The organism is Consotaella aegiceratis, from assembly GCF_036541425.1.
In the GTDB taxonomy this organism is placed as follows: domain Bacteria; phylum Pseudomonadota; class Alphaproteobacteria; order Rhizobiales; family Rhizobiaceae; genus Consotaella; species Consotaella aegiceratis.
The window spans coordinates 84,217-97,478 of the sequence record NZ_JAZHFT010000005.1 but is presented as its reverse complement, the minus strand read 5'-3'; the positions used below and the strand labels follow the sequence as shown (position 1 = coordinate 97,478).

Genomic DNA, 13,262 nt, shown 5'->3' with positions numbered 1-13,262 from the left:
GCATCGACGCGATGATGCTACTTGTCGAGCCAGGCCCGCACGAAGATGTTGTTGCCGAGCGGGATCTGGTTGAAGCCCTCCACGGTGTCGCGCAGCGCCACGGGGTAGGGCGTCTCGTAGAGCGGGATGGTCGGCCCGGTCGTGTTGAAGATCTCCTGGATCCGAGCGTATTCCTCGGCGCGCTTTTCCGGATCGGTTTCCTTCTGCGATGCTTCGAACAGCTTATCGGCTTCCTCGCTCTTCCATCCCGAATGGATGGCGTCGATCGTCGGCGAATAGGCGAAATAGGATGTGATCTCGTTCGGATCGGCGATGTCGTCGGTCCAGGCGGCAACACGCATGGTGAAGGTGCCGTTGCGGTACTGATCGGTGCGGGTCGGATTGTCGACCTGCTGGATCTCCAGCTTCACGCCGATTTGGCTCCACATCTGCTGCAGCGCCGTGGAAATGCCGATCTCGTCCTGATTGCCGGCCAGCACCAGGATCGAGGTCGAGAAGCCGTCGGCGAACCCGGCCTCCTCCATCAGCGATTTCGCCTTGTCGAGGTCGTAGGGGTAGAGCGGTTCGTCGCCGGAATGCAGCGGCGTCGCGGTCGACATGTAAGAGGTCAGCGGCGTGCCGACGCCATGGGTGACGATCTGGATGATGGCCTGCTTGTTGGTGGCGTAGTTCAGCGCCTGGCGGACCTTCTCGTTCGACAGGGGATTGTCCTGGCCATTGAGCTCGGGCCGCACGTTCATGGTGATGTACTGGACGCGCGTCGACGGAAACATCTCCATCTTGATGCCCTCGGCGGCCTTCAGCTCGTCGACGCGGGCATAGGGGATCAGTTCCGCCCCGTCGATCTCGCCGGACTGCAGCTTTAGGATGCGCGTCGCATCGTCGGGCAGCAGCTCGAAGGTGACGCCGTCGAGATAGGGCAGCGCCTCGCCATCCTCGCCCTTGTCCCAGTAGTAGTCGTTCTTGACCAGCTTCATGGTCGAGCCGCGATCCCAGGATTCGAGCACGAAGGGACCCGACCCCACCGGATGCTCCGAAAAGGCCTTGGCCTTGTCGGCGTCGGTCTCGCCCTCGGAGGCCTCGAACTGCTTTTCCGGCATGATCGCGCTGTTGAAGACGGTCAGTGCCGGCAGGATCGCTGGATCGGGATGCTTCAGCTTGATCGTGACGCCGTTGTCGCCCTTGGCGACGACATCATCGACGGCCACCAGAAGAAAATTCCAGATGCCGTTGTCGGGATTGGCCGCGCGCTTCAGCGACCAGATCACGTCTTCCGGCGTGATCGGCGTGCCGTCGGAGAACTTGATGCCGTCGCGCAGCGTCAGGTCCACCGACAGGCCGTCGTCCGAAACGGCCCAGTCCGTCGCCAGCCCTGGCTTCAGATCCTTGCCGTCGTCGGTCGGCAGGATCAGAGTGTCGTAGAGATTGGACAGGATCCAGATATCGACGTTGGCGTCATTCAGCACCGGGTCGAGGAAGAGGCTGTCGGCATAGCGGCCATACGTCATGACTCCGCCTCGCTCGACCGCCATCGCGGCTGAACTGACGCCAAGAAGGAGGGTCGCAGCAAGAGCAGATCCGATGACGGTCTTCATGAACAGTGAGCCTTCCGATGTAACACTGAAATAGAACAGTGTGACGATAGGCACTGTTCAAGAACCATGTCAACGTCGCTTCCTGCGCGAAATTTAAGCGGAAACTGCCGCGGGAATTGGCATTTGTCGTCTGTATCTCGATTCTGCACCGTGCTAACCACTTATGACAGTGGAGCACTGGACGAATGAACTTTCTTATCGATCGCGACCTGCCCGTGCCGATCCGGCAGCAGCTGAAGGGGCTCGTCGAATACGGCATCGCGTGCGGCGAGCTCCGGGCCGGCGAAGCCCTTCCGTCTGTTCGTGATCTGGCCGAGCGCATCGGCGTCGCGCCGATGACCGTCAGCCAGGTCTACCGCGAGTTGAAGGCCTCCGGCCTGATCGAGACGCGGCCCGGCACCGGCACCTTCGTCGCCAACAGCGGCCCGGCGCAGATCGCTGCGCGGCCGGAGGCGATGCAACTGCGCCGGCACATCGACGCCCTGATCGACGAAGGTCTGGCGATGGGCGTGCGCGCCAGCGACCTCGCCTCGCTCGTCAATGCTCGGTTGTTCTACCGCACCAGCCTTGGCCGCCGCGTCTCTGTGGCGATGATCGGGCTGTTCCGCGAGGCGACGGCGAGCTATGCGCGCCATATCGCGGCGCGGCTCGGCGAGAGCGCGACCGTCGAGCCGCTGACGATCTCCGCCATCCAGCGCCATCCCGAGGTCAAGGCCAGGGCCGACTCGGCCGATCTCGCCATCACCTTCGCCAATCGCCAGCGCGAAGTGGCCGCGCTTCTGCCCAACACCAAGGTGGTGTCGATCAGCTTCATTCCGTCAGAAGACACCCGGCGGGCGCTCGCCTCGCTCAGCCCGCTGGCCAAGCTCGGCGTCGTCTCGCGGTTTCCCGACTTCCTGCCGATCATGAAGGCCGGCGTGCAGCGCTTTGCTCCGCACGTTGCCGCCATCGCCGCGGCAACGGTCGATACGCCGGAGATGGAGGCCCTGCTCGAGCGCTCGGACGTCGTGGTCTATGCCACCGGCGCCGAAAGCGTTCTGTCGCGGGTCGGCACCGCCGTTCCCGTCGTCGAATTCCGCCACATCCCCGATCCCGCCGACATCGAGCGGCTCATCCTGCCCGTCGTGCGCGGTGCGGGGGCGGGCGCCTCTTTGGAGAAGGAAGCATCATGAAGATCGCCGAAACGAACTGGCAGCAGATCGAGGCGTATTTGAAGACCGACGACCGGGCGGTCCTGCCGCTCGGCAGCACCGAGCAGCATGCCGGGCTGTCGCTGTCCGTCGATTCCATCCTGTCGGAGCGGGTCTCGCTGGACGCCGCAGAGCCGCTCGGCGTGCCGGTCTTTCCGGTCCTGGCCTATGGCATCACGCCCTATTTCGTGGCCTATCCCGGCTCGATCAGCCTGCGCGTCGAGACCTATGTCCGGATCGTCCGCGACATCCTGGATTCGATGAAGTCCCAGGGTTTCCGCCGCATCCTGATCGTCAATGGACACGGCGGAAATCAGCCGGCCGGCAGCATGGCGATCGAATGGATGGCCGACAATCCGGACGTCGCGGTCAAGTTCCACAACTGGTGGAACGCGCCCCGGACCTTCGCCAAGGTGCAGGAGGTCGACCGGGTCGCCTCACACGCCTCATGGATGGAGAACTTTCCCTGGACGCGCCTGCCCGGCGTGGTGCAGCCGTCGCAGATGAAGCCGATGATCGACATCCCCAGGATGCGTGTGATGAACCCGAAGGCGGCACGCGACTATCTCGGCGACGGTAATTTCGGTGGCTATTACGAAAAGCCGGACGAAGACATGCTGGCGATCTGGAACGTCGCGGTCGAGGAGACGCGCGAACTGCTCGAAGGGCCGTGGTCTTGAGCTCTCCGATCCTGATCTGGGGAGCTGGCGCGATCGGCGGCACGCTGGGCGCCGCCTTTCTGCGCGCCGGCCATGAGGTGGTCTTCGTCGACGCGGCCGAAGAGCATGTGGCGGCCATCAACGCCAAGGGGTTGTCGATTGCCGGCCCGATCTTCGAGGACACCGTTCGGGCGCCGGCCTACCGGCCCGCCGAACTCGAAGGCGTCTTCGAGCGGGTTTTTCTGTGCGTGAAGGCGCATCACACCCAAGCCGCCTCGGCGTCGCTCCTGCCGCATCTGGCAGCCGACGGAGCCGTCGTATCCGCTCAGAACGGCCTCAACGAACGCGTCATCGCGCGGGCCACCGGCGATGAGCGGGTGATCGGCTGTTTCGTGAACTTCGGCGCCGACTATCTGGAGCCGGGCCTCGTCCACTACAGCGGCCACGGCGCCGTGGTGGTCGGGGAGCTGGACGGGCGGCGCACGGACCGGATCGTCGCTCTGCATCGTCTCATGGCGGAGTTCGAGCCCAAGGCGGTCCTGTCCGACAATGTGCTCGGCTATCTCTGGGGCAAGCTCGTCTATGGCGCCCTGCTGTTTGCGACCGCGCTGACCGACGACAGCATCGCCGACGTCCTGGCGACCGCCGACTATCGCCTCGTGCTGACTGGTCTGGCGCGTGAGGTCGGCGCGGTCGCGGCCGCCGCGGGAATCAGCCTCGAAGCCTTCGATGGCTTCGATCCGCACGCCTTCCTGCCGGACGCGCCCGCCGAACGGACGCAGTGCTCGTTCGATGACATGGTCGCTCACAACCGCCGCTCGACGAAGTCGCACAGCGGCATCTGGCGCGATCTCGCCGTGCGCAAGCGCAAGACCGAGGTCGACGCGCAGCTCGGTCCGATCGCCGAGTTCGGCGAACGGCACGGCGTCCCGACGCCGATCACCGGACGGCTGATCGCCATGATCCACGAGATCGAGGACGGCCGGCGGCCGCTCGATGGCGGCAATCTCGAAACGCTGGCGGACGTCATGCCTGCCGAAGCGGAGGTCCGGCCATGAAAATCGCCTTCGAGGGCCGCACAGCCCTGGTCACAGGCGCCGCGCACGGCTTCGGTCGGACGATCGCCCAGGCCTTTGCCGCCGATGGCGCGCACGTCTTCGCCTGCGATATCGTGGCCGACGAATTGCGCGAGACCGCCCGATTGGTCGGTAGCGCGTGCGAGCCGCGCGTGCTCGACGTCACCGATCGACAGGCGGTGCAGGCGTTGGTCGCCGAGGTGGAGGAAGCGCGCGGCCAGGTCGACATTCTCGTCAACTGCGCCGGCGGCGTTCTCGGGCAGGTCGGGCGGCCGATCGAGGAGATTTCTCAGGCCGACTGGGAGAGGATCCTGGCGGTCAATCTCTCCGGGGCGTTCTGGCTCTCGCAGGCCGTCGCCCCCGGCATGAAGCGGCAACGCCATGGACGCATCGTCAACATCTCCAGCGGCGCCGGCCTCGGCCCCAGCCTGACCGGCATCCAGGCCTATGCCAGCGCCAAGGCAGGCCAGGTCAACCTGACGCGCCAACTCGCCCACGAACTCGGCCCTTGGAACATCACCGTCAACAACGTCGCGCCGGGGTTCGTGCGGTCCAATCCGACCACCGAGAAGCAGTGGCAGGCCATGGGCGAGGAGGGGCAGGCGCAGCTTCTGCAGCGGATCGCGCTCCAGCGGCTGGGCCGTCCCGAGGATATCGCCAACGCCGTCCTGTTCTTCGCCTCCGATCAGGCGAGCTGGATCTCCGGCCAGGTGCTCAGCGTGGACGGCGGCAAATGAGGATCGTCGAAGATTACCTTCTCGCCCGCTATGCGGAGTCGGTCGAGGAGTTGAAGGCCTTCTGTCGCATTCCCAGCGTCAGCACCGACCCCGCCTATGGAGACGGTATCGCCAAGGCTGCGACATTTCTCGTCGAGCGCCTGAAGGCGGCAGGCTTCCCGGTCGTCGATCTCGTGCCGACGGACGGCCATCCCTCGATCGTCGCCGAATGGTGCGAAGCGCCCGGCGCGCCGACCATTCTCGTTTACGGCCATTACGACGTGCAGCCGCCGGACCCGCTGGAGAAATGGCGGACACCGCCGTTCGAGCCGGCGGTGCGAGACGACCGCCTCTATGCCCGTGGCGCATCCGACGACAAGGGGCCGGTGATGATCCCGATCCTCGTCGCCGAGGCCTTCACGAAGTCGCATGTCCCGCTGCCGCTCAATCTCAAGATGATCATCGAGGGCGAGGAGGAATCCGGCAGCCCGCACTTCGAGGCCACGGTCGAACGGCTCAAGGGCCGGCTCGCCGCCGATGTGGTGATCTCGGCCGACGGCGCCATGTGGCGCCCCGATCTGCCGTCAGTGACGGTCGCCAGCCGCGGGCTCGTCGCGCTCGATCTGACGCTGGAAGGGGCCGGCAAGGACCTGCATTCGGGCCGGCATGGCGGCAGCGCGCCCAATCCGGTCCGCGCGCTTATCGGGATGCTGGCGACGCTGCACGATGCCGACGGCCACGTTACGGTTCCCGGCTTCGCCGACGATTTGCCGTCGCCCGATCCCGCGATCCTCGAAGCGATCCGGGCCTCCGAGTTCGACGCGGGCGCCTATTTCGATTCCATCGGCGCGGCTCGTCCCGATCCCATGCCGTCGGGCGAGGCGCTTCTGGTCCGCCAGTGGCTGGAGCCGACGCTGGAATTCAACGGCGTTTCCGGCGGCTATGCCGGTCCCGGCACCAAGACGGTCATTCCGGCCAGCGCCTCGGCCAAGATCACCTGCCGGCTCGTCGCCGGCCAGGAGCCGGGAGCGGTGGTCGAGGCGATCGTCCGGCATCTACGCGCGGCCACCCCGTCAGGCTACCGCCTGATCATCGAGCCGCACGGCCCGGGCAGCGCCGCCTTTGCGCTCGACCCCGACCTGCCCGCTTTGCGGATCACCGAAGAGCTGATGGGCGAGATCCTCGGCGGCAAGCCGCTGCGTGTGGCCATGGGCGCGACCGTGCCGATCGGCGAAGTGTTTCGCCGGCATCTCGGGGCGGGCATGGTCTTTTTCTCGTTCTCGACCTCCGACGAGGATTACCACGCGCCGAACGAGTTCTTCCGGCTCTCCAACTTCCGCCAGGGTCTAATCGGCTGGGTGCGGCTCCTCCAACGGCTGGGCGCGCAGCTTCCCAAGCGGGAGAGGACGTGAGCGAGAAAACGGCCTTTCGCGGTGTGCGCGCACTTGGCGAGGGGTATCGCGCCGGCGAATTCACGCCGCTCGACGTGGCGGAGGCAGCACTTGCCCGGCTCGATCGGCTGGAGCCCGCGCTCAACGCCTTTGCCGACCGGATGCGCGATCAGGTGCTGGCGGATGCCGCTCTGCGGAGCCGGCAGCTGCGCTCCGGAGAGGATTTCGGGCCGTTGCACGGCGTTCTCGTCGCGATCAAGGACCTGATCGATGTCGAAGGCGTGCCGACCGGCTACGGCAGCCGTGTCCGTAAACCGGTTCCGGCCAAGGCCGATGCCGAACTGGTCGGCCGGCTGCGCCGCGCCGGCGCGGTCCTCTTCGGCAAGACCAATCTTCTCGAATATGCCTATGGCGTGGCGCATCCGGATGTTGGGCAGACGAACAATCCGCACGATCCAGGCCGCACCTCCGGCGGCTCCAGCGGCGGCTCGGCGGCGGCCGTCGCGGCCGGGATCGTGCCGCTGGCGATCGGCACCGACACCGGCGGCACGATCCGCATTCCCGCCGCCTATTGCGGCATCGTCGGGCTCAAGCCGAGCTTCGGCCTCGTGCCGACCGACGGTGTGTTCCCGCTGTCCTGGTCGCTCGACCATGCCGGGCCGCTCGCCCGCGCGGTCGAAGATGCGGTCCTCGCCCTTGCATGCCTGGCAGAAACGCCGATGACGATCGACGCCCCGCCGCTCTCCGGGCTCCGGCTTGGCGTCATCCGCGACCACCTGGATGCGCCCGTGGTCACGCCCGACGTGGCCGGATGCGTGCGCAAAAGCCTGGGACTGCTCGAAGCGCGAGGGGCGCGACTGATCGACTTCGCGATCCCCGACCTCGCGCGCGCCAATCGCGAACTGGTGAAGGTACTGCTGCCCGAAGCCGCCCTCGTTCATCGCGAACTCTACACAGAGAACGCGGCCGGCTATGCCGCCGGCACGCGGTCGCAGATCGAGGCCGGCTTTGCCGCAAAGGCCGTCGACTATCTGCTGGCTCAGCGTTATCGCGCGGCCCTTGGGGCGGTGGTCGAGGCGAGCTTCGCCGAGGTCGACGTGCTCGTCAGCCCGTCGGTGCCGTTTGTCGCGCCGGCTGAGGACCCGGAGTTCATCGAGGATGCGGACGACGGCGAAATCCTGGCGAGCGGTCTTGCGAATATGACGGGCCACCCGTCGCTGAGCTTGCCTTGCGGCATGAGCGAGGGGCTGCCCGTCGGGCTGCAGCTCACCGGGCGCCTCGGCCAGGACGCGCGACTGCTGTCTGTCGCCCGCACCGTGGAAGGCGCCCTGCATGCCTATCGCCCGCCCGTCGATCGACCTTGAACCGCCCAGCCGCAAAGGTCTCCGCAAAGCGACGCAAGGCCGCATGCACACTTTAGAATGGGTCTTGTAAAGTAAGGCGCAACCTGACAAATGTCGGACATATGTTGGGCCGCATGAGGCAAAGCTTCTCGTGCGACCTGGTTCACTGATCGCAGGCAGACCAATACTATGGAAGAGAAGTTGCATTTCTTGCTGGCCCTGGCCCGCGAGAAGCATTTTGGCCGTGCTGCGCAACTTTGCGGTGTTTCACAGCCCAACCTCTCGGCAGCGATCAAACAATTGGAATCCACCCTCGGCGTGCCTCTGGTCGACCGCGGCTCGCGCTTCATGGGCTTCACCGCCGAGGGGGAACGCGTGCTCGAATGGGCGCGACGGATCGTCGGCGACATCCAGGCGATGCGCGCCGACGTCGAGATGCTGAAGAGCGGCGAGACGGGCCATGTGCGGATCGCGGCCGTGCCGACCGCACTGCCGATCATGGCGCGCCACACGTCGGAACTCTGGTCCGCCCATCCGGGGGTGGGTATCACCGTCTATTCGTACAGTTCGACCGATATCCTATCGAGGATCGACAACCTGCAGATCGACGCGGGCATCACCTATCTCGACAACGAACCCGTCGGCCATGTCTACGAGGTGCCGCTCTATCGCGAGCGCTACCACCTGATCACCGCGACGGACGGCCCGTTCGGCGACCGCAAGTCGGTCACCTGGGAGGAAGCCTCGGGCCTGCCGCTCTGCCTCCTCAGCCGGGAGATGCAGAACCGGCGCATCATCGACAAGGTCTTCGAAGAGGTGGGCGTCTCGGTGGAGCCGAAACTGGAATCGAACTCCATCACCGTCATTCAGACCCATGTCTGCACGGGGGTGTGGAGCACGATTCTGCCGCGCATCATGGCCGAGACGCTGAACCTGCCGAAGCATGTCCGCACCGTCCCGCTGGTCGCGCCCGAAGTCACGCGGCTCATCGGCATGGTGGTGGCCAAACGCGATCCGCAGCCGCCTCTGACGGCGGCCCTGGTCGCCCAGGCCCGGACGCTGGCGCCCGTGCTCGCGGCGATGGCGTAGGCTTTGGACGTCCCCGGGTCACCGCTGCCCCGCCGCTTCGCCTACAGGCAGTAAGACCTCGTTGCTCAGGCGTCGAGGTCCATGCGGTCGGGATGGGTGAACAGCTCGAACCCGTCGCGCCGCGCCACGCCCGCGAGAGTGATGCCGGCCGCCTCGGCCGTGGCGATCGCCAGCGACGTCGGCGCGGAAACGGCCACCAGCATCGGCGCTCCGAGCACCGCGCATTTCTGGATCAGTTCGACGGAAACGCGGCTGGTCATCAGGACGAAGCAGGAGGCGACGGGAAAGCCTTCGCGCGCAGCGGCACCCACCAGCTTGTCCAGGGCGTTGTGGCGGCCGAGATCCTCCCGCACGGCGACGATCCCGTGGTCCAGAGCGAACAGGCCGGCTCCGTGGACGGCATGGGTCTCATGAAACAGGCGCTGGCTGGAAGAGAGTGCCGCCATGGCGGCCATTACGTCCGTGGCGCGAAAGCGGGCCGCGCTCTCGACCGTCTTGGGATCGATCATCACCTCCGACAGGCTGTCGACGCCGCACAGGCCGCAGCCCGTCGGGCCGGCCAGCGCCCGCCGGCGCTGCGACAGGCGCTGGTTGCAGGTCTCGTCGATCCAGAGGCGCGCCTCGACCCCACGATCGAAGGCGACGATGTCGATCGACCGAATGTCGGCGGCCGAGCCGATGATCCTCTCCGTCAGGCTGAAACCCACGGCGAAATCTTCGAGATCGGTGGGGCTGGCCATCATCACGGCATGGGACGAACCGTTGTAGGTGACGGCGACCGGCACCTCCTCGGGCACGTTGCGCGTGTCTTCCGGCAAGGGGCGTCCGCGCCACAGGATCCGCGATACCGACCGATGGGCGGCGGGCAGGTCGCTCGCTTCTTCGAGACTTCGATTCGTCATCTCGCGTTCTCCATGGCTGCGGAACCCTCGGCAGGGTCGTTCGGCGGTCTGTGGACGAGGAGGGGCGGTTCGTCTCTCCTCCGTTCGGTACGAAAAGGCGGTCAGCGCCCGGCCACGGCGCGGCCGGACTTCATCTTCATCGTCGGCACCTCCTTCGCCGGCAGCGGATGCAGGCCGCCGAGGCTCTTGCGATAGATCAGCCAATAGATGCCGCCGACCAGAAGGCCGCCGCCGACGATGTTGCCGAGCGTCGCGAAGATAATGTTATGCACGACCGCGCCCATCGTCAGCGCCGAGACGTCCAGCCCTTCGGGCACCTGGCCGGTGAACTTCAGGACCAGAGCGTAGGGCAGGAAATACATGTTGGCCACGCAGTGCTCGAAGCCGGCGGCGACGAAGCCGGAAATCGGCAGGACGATGGCCACGATCTTGTCGGCCACCGTGCGGCCGGCATAGCCGAGCCACACCGCCAGGCAGACCATCAGATTGCAGAGAATGCCCTTGAAGAAGATCGTCACCCAGTCCTGATCGACCTTGGCGACGCCGATCTTCAGGAGCGACGTGCCGACATTGCCGCCATTGAGGGCCTGTTGGTGCGCCATGTAGAGCAGAAAGACGAGGCCAAGCGAGCCGACCAGATTGCCGAGCCAGACGATCGTCCAGTTGCGCAGGACCTGCCCGGTGGTGATCTGCTTGTTGGCGTGCGCCATGACGATGAGCGAGTTGCCCGTGAAAAGCTCGGCGCCGGCCACCAAGACCAGCACCAGTCCGAGGCAGAAGGCGATGCCGCCGATGACTTTCGAGACGGCGAAGGACAAATTGGGGTCCGAGGCGACGATCGTATAGTACATGCCGCCGAGGCCGATGGAGCCGCCGGCCACGATCGACAGCATGAAGGTCGGCCAGAAGGGCATCAGCGCCTTCTTCACCCCCAGACCTTCGACCTTTTCCTCGATTTCGGGCGGTGAGTAGCAGTCCATGCCGAAGATCGGCTGAGTCTCGTTGCCTGCCATGTTTCATTCCCCCTTTTATGAAACGCATTCTCGATCGGATGCGAACCTGTGACGGCGAGGGAGGTCAGCGGCGTCAGACGCGCGGAAAGTCCTCGATGGCGCTACCGTCTCTCAGAAGTCCATGGAGCGTCGCCACGGCTTTCTCGACTGCCGGGGACACGGGTTCGTAGAAGCCCGTGCCCTGCGGCTGAATTCCCAGAAACAGAATTTCGGGTACGCTCTCGCGCAGCGACTGAATGAGGAAGCTGAGCGGGATCGCGTGGGTGGTGATGAGGAAGTGCTCGACGACAGCCGCCTCGTCGATCAGCCTCATCTCTCCGGGTTCGAGACCCATCTCGGCCGCGTCGACCAGAAGCACGCGCTCCGGCTTGGCGGCGCGCACCGCATGGGTGTGGTTCTCGGGCGTTTGGCCGCCGTCGATGACGGTCCAGCCTGGCGCCGGATCGGCCTCCAGTCGCTCGGCGAGCATCGGGCCGGCGGCGTCGTCGCCGCGCAACACGTTGCCGACCGTGAAGACGATGCCGCTCATCGGATCCACCGGCCCATGAGATAGATCGCCGGCTCTTCTCGGATCGCATCGAGAGAGGTTCCGAGCGCATCGAGGAAGGCGGCCATCTCTGCATCGGCCTTGGGGCCCACCTCGTCGATCGCGGCCTTGAGCTGTCCGACATGGGTGATGTCGACGATGATCTCGCCGAACTTGTAGAGACCGGCCAGCTTGCGCCGCGCCTCGAGCGCCTCCGGCAGCGCCTCGATGATCCGGTCGAGCGTCGCCCTTGGACAGCGGAACTGGACACGGAAGCAGTCGAAGACACCGATATGGTGGCCGATCGCCAAGGAATAGTACATCACCTCCTTGGACTTCTCGGGGATGTCTTCCTTGCGCTCCAGGAACTTCTGCTTGAGCTGGTAGAAGACGATGTCCTCGGTACGGGTGGCGTCGCCGTCCATGGCTCAGATCCCCCGTGTCAGTCGGGTGACGACCTGATGAAGGCGCTCGAAGATCTCGACGCGTCGTGGATCGGCCTCGCTGGCCGTCAGCTGCGCGATACGGATGCCGAGCGGGGTCTCCGTCCTCTTTTCGAGCGTTGCCATGAACTCGTCGGCGATGTCACGCCCCTGGCGATAGCCCGCCATGCGCCGCGCCTCGCGCTCGATCTCGACGCGCAGAAGGTAAGGAATTTCCGGATGGGCGAGCGGAACGGTCTCGCCGGGCGCCTCCACATGCGTTTCCGACTTCAGCTTCTGGCCGAGAAGACCGAGCGCGACGGCGAATCCGTAGATGGTGGCGGCCGGGGTCGGCGGGCAGCCGGGGATATAGACGTCGACCGGCAGGAGCTGGTCGGTTCCACCCCAGACGCAATAGAGGTCGTGGAAGATGCCGCCCGAGCAGCCGCAGGCGCCGTAGGAGACGACGATTTTCGGATCGGGCGCGGCCTCATAGGCGCGTAGCGCCGGCATGCGCATGGCGCGCGTCATCGCGCCGGTATAGAGCAGGATGTCGGCATGGCGTGGCGACGGCACAACCTTGATGCCGAAGCGCTCGGCGTCGAAGACCGGCGTAATCGAGGCGAAGATCTCGATCTCACAGCCGTTGCAGCCGCCGCAATCCACCCGGTAGACATAGGCCGAGCGCTGGATGTCCTTGAGCAGCGTCTGCTTCATCTTCGCGGCCTGCTCGTCGATCGAGACGCGCTCGAGCGGCGCCTGCAGAGCCTGACGGTCGATCGGAGCGTTCATTTGGCTGTCTCCATCTGACGGGCGATGGCCATGTCGGCGAGCTTCTGAAGATCGGCCTTGCGCTTGCAGTCCGGGCAGGTCGACAGCAGCCGGCGTTGCTGCTCGGTGCGATTGGGATCGTCGCTTGTCTGGGCGAGGATCTCGGCCGCGTAGGCAATCTCCTTGGCCGGTGCGAAGGGCTTTCCGCAGATCTCGCAGTCGGCGAGCGTGAAGACGGCGCGCCGCATGAGGTCTTCCTTCGAGCCGACGGCCAGCTCGAACTCCGGCGTCAGATGGATGGCCTCGGTCGGGCAGACTTCCTCGCAGCGCCCGCAGAAGACGCAGCGTCCGTAGTTGATCGACCAGGTCCGGGTGCCGGCCGCAAGATCGGTCTCCATCCGGATCGCGTTGGGCGGACAGGCGATGGTGCACGCCGCGCAGGCGATGCAGTTCTCCGCCACATGCTCGGGCTTGCCACGGAAATCCTTCGCCACCTCCAAGGGAGCGAAGGGATATTTCACCGTGGCATCGCCGGTGCGGAAGATTTCCTTGAACAGTTTCAGCATGGC

General features: G+C 65.7%; 14 protein-coding genes. 7 read left to right on the top strand and 7 right to left on the bottom strand.

The window, feature by feature from the left end:
• Positions 1-17: 17 nt before the first annotated feature.
• A complete protein-coding gene (locus SMD10_RS05775) occupies positions 18-1,595 on the bottom strand; it encodes an ABC transporter substrate-binding protein (protein WP_331684706.1) in 1,578 nt (525 codons plus the stop codon).
• A 185-nt stretch (positions 1,596-1,780) separates the two neighbouring features.
• On the opposite strand from SMD10_RS05775, the gene SMD10_RS05770 reads away from it, so the two are divergent.
• From SMD10_RS05770 to SMD10_RS05740, 7 genes are all read left to right on the top strand, one after another.
• Positions 1,781-2,767, top strand: a complete 987-nt coding sequence (locus SMD10_RS05770) for a GntR family transcriptional regulator (RefSeq protein ID WP_331684705.1) — start codon at positions 1,781-1,783, stop codon at positions 2,765-2,767.
• On the top strand, positions 2,764-3,465 hold the full coding sequence (locus tag SMD10_RS05765; RefSeq protein WP_331684704.1) for a creatininase family protein: 702 nt from the start codon (positions 2,764-2,766) through the stop codon (positions 3,463-3,465). Before SMD10_RS05770 ends, SMD10_RS05765 begins: the two co-directional genes overlap by 4 nt.
• Entirely contained in the window at positions 3,462-4,502 is a 1,041-nt protein-coding gene (locus SMD10_RS05760; RefSeq protein WP_432757192.1) for a ketopantoate reductase family protein, read from the top strand. Before SMD10_RS05765 ends, SMD10_RS05760 begins: the two co-directional genes overlap by 4 nt.
• Positions 4,499-5,257 (top strand): SDR family NAD(P)-dependent oxidoreductase, encoded by a 759-nt coding sequence (locus SMD10_RS05755; protein ID WP_331684702.1) that lies wholly within the window; start codon positions 4,499-4,501, stop codon positions 5,255-5,257. The genes SMD10_RS05760 and SMD10_RS05755 overlap by 4 nt, the downstream gene beginning before the upstream one ends.
• Complete coding sequence (locus SMD10_RS05750; protein WP_331684701.1) at positions 5,254-6,648, top strand: dipeptidase; 1,395 nt, start codon at positions 5,254-5,256, stop codon at positions 6,646-6,648. Before SMD10_RS05755 ends, SMD10_RS05750 begins: the two co-directional genes overlap by 4 nt.
• On the top strand, positions 6,645-7,991 hold the full coding sequence (locus SMD10_RS05745; RefSeq protein ID WP_331684700.1) for an amidase: 1,347 nt from the start codon (positions 6,645-6,647) through the stop codon (positions 7,989-7,991). The genes SMD10_RS05750 and SMD10_RS05745 overlap by 4 nt, the downstream gene beginning before the upstream one ends.
• 168 nt (positions 7,992-8,159) lie before the next feature.
• Positions 8,160-9,059 carry a LysR family transcriptional regulator gene (locus SMD10_RS05740; RefSeq protein ID WP_331684699.1) on the top strand — a complete coding sequence of 300 codons (900 nt, stop codon included), beginning with the start codon at positions 8,160-8,162 and terminating at the stop codon, positions 9,057-9,059.
• A 65-nt stretch (positions 9,060-9,124) separates the two neighbouring features.
• On the opposite strand, the gene fdhD is transcribed toward SMD10_RS05740, so the two are convergent.
• The 6 genes from fdhD to SMD10_RS05710 form a co-directional block, all read right to left on the bottom strand.
• Positions 9,125-9,961, bottom strand: coding sequence for a formate dehydrogenase accessory sulfurtransferase FdhD (gene fdhD, locus SMD10_RS05735; protein WP_331684698.1), 837 nt, complete (start codon positions 9,959-9,961; stop codon positions 9,125-9,127).
• Between the two features lie 101 nt (positions 9,962-10,062).
• Positions 10,063-10,974 carry a formate/nitrite transporter family protein gene (locus tag SMD10_RS05730; RefSeq protein ID WP_331684697.1) on the bottom strand — a complete coding sequence of 304 codons (912 nt, stop codon included), beginning with the start codon at positions 10,972-10,974 and terminating at the stop codon, positions 10,063-10,065.
• A 73-nt stretch (positions 10,975-11,047) separates the two neighbouring features.
• Positions 11,048-11,503 (bottom strand): hydrogenase maturation peptidase HycI, encoded by a 456-nt coding sequence (gene hycI / locus SMD10_RS05725; protein WP_331684696.1) that lies wholly within the window; start codon positions 11,501-11,503, stop codon positions 11,048-11,050.
• Positions 11,500-11,925 (bottom strand): formate hydrogenlyase maturation protein HycH, encoded by a 426-nt coding sequence (gene hycH / locus SMD10_RS05720; RefSeq protein WP_331684695.1) that lies wholly within the window; start codon positions 11,923-11,925, stop codon positions 11,500-11,502. The genes hycI and hycH overlap by 4 nt, the downstream gene beginning before the upstream one ends.
• A gap of 3 nt (positions 11,926-11,928) precedes the next feature.
• A complete protein-coding gene (locus tag SMD10_RS05715) occupies positions 11,929-12,714 on the bottom strand; it encodes an NADH-quinone oxidoreductase subunit B family protein (RefSeq protein ID WP_331684694.1) in 786 nt (261 codons plus the stop codon).
• A complete protein-coding gene (locus SMD10_RS05710) occupies positions 12,711-13,259 on the bottom strand; it encodes a formate hydrogenlyase complex iron-sulfur subunit (protein ID WP_331684693.1) in 549 nt (182 codons plus the stop codon). Before SMD10_RS05710 ends, SMD10_RS05715 begins: the two co-directional genes overlap by 4 nt.
• Positions 13,260-13,262: the final 3 nt, after the last annotated feature.

Bases quoted from the DNA above. Each gene is read 5' to 3' on its own strand.
- SMD10_RS05770 (WP_331684705.1), top strand. From the start codon at position 1,781: ATGAACTTTCTTATCGATCGCGACCTGCCCGTGCCGATCCGGCAGCAG.
- SMD10_RS05750 (WP_331684701.1), top strand. From the start codon at position 5,254: ATGAGGATCGTCGAAGATTACCTTCTCGCCCGCTATGCGGAGTCGGTC.
- SMD10_RS05765 (WP_331684704.1), top strand. From the start codon at position 2,764: ATGAAGATCGCCGAAACGAACTGGCAGCAGATCGAGGCGTATTTGAAG.
- hycH (WP_331684695.1), bottom strand. From the start codon at position 11,925: ATGGACGGCGACGCCACCCGTACCGAGGACATCGTCTTCTACCAGCTC.
- SMD10_RS05775 (WP_331684706.1), bottom strand. From the start codon at position 1,595: ATGAAGACCGTCATCGGATCTGCTCTTGCTGCGACCCTCCTTCTTGGC.
- SMD10_RS05740 (WP_331684699.1), top strand. From the start codon at position 8,160: ATGGAAGAGAAGTTGCATTTCTTGCTGGCCCTGGCCCGCGAGAAGCAT.
- SMD10_RS05730 (WP_331684697.1), bottom strand. From the start codon at position 10,974: ATGGCAGGCAACGAGACTCAGCCGATCTTCGGCATGGACTGCTACTCA.
- SMD10_RS05710 (WP_331684693.1), bottom strand. From the start codon at position 13,259: ATGCTGAAACTGTTCAAGGAAATCTTCCGCACCGGCGATGCCACGGTG.
- SMD10_RS05715 (WP_331684694.1), bottom strand. From the start codon at position 12,714: ATGAACGCTCCGATCGACCGTCAGGCTCTGCAGGCGCCGCTCGAGCGC.
- fdhD (WP_331684698.1), bottom strand. From the start codon at position 9,961: ATGACGAATCGAAGTCTCGAAGAAGCGAGCGACCTGCCCGCCGCCCAT.
- SMD10_RS05755 (WP_331684702.1), top strand. From the start codon at position 4,499: ATGAAAATCGCCTTCGAGGGCCGCACAGCCCTGGTCACAGGCGCCGCG.
- hycI (WP_331684696.1), bottom strand. From the start codon at position 11,503: ATGAGCGGCATCGTCTTCACGGTCGGCAACGTGTTGCGCGGCGACGAC.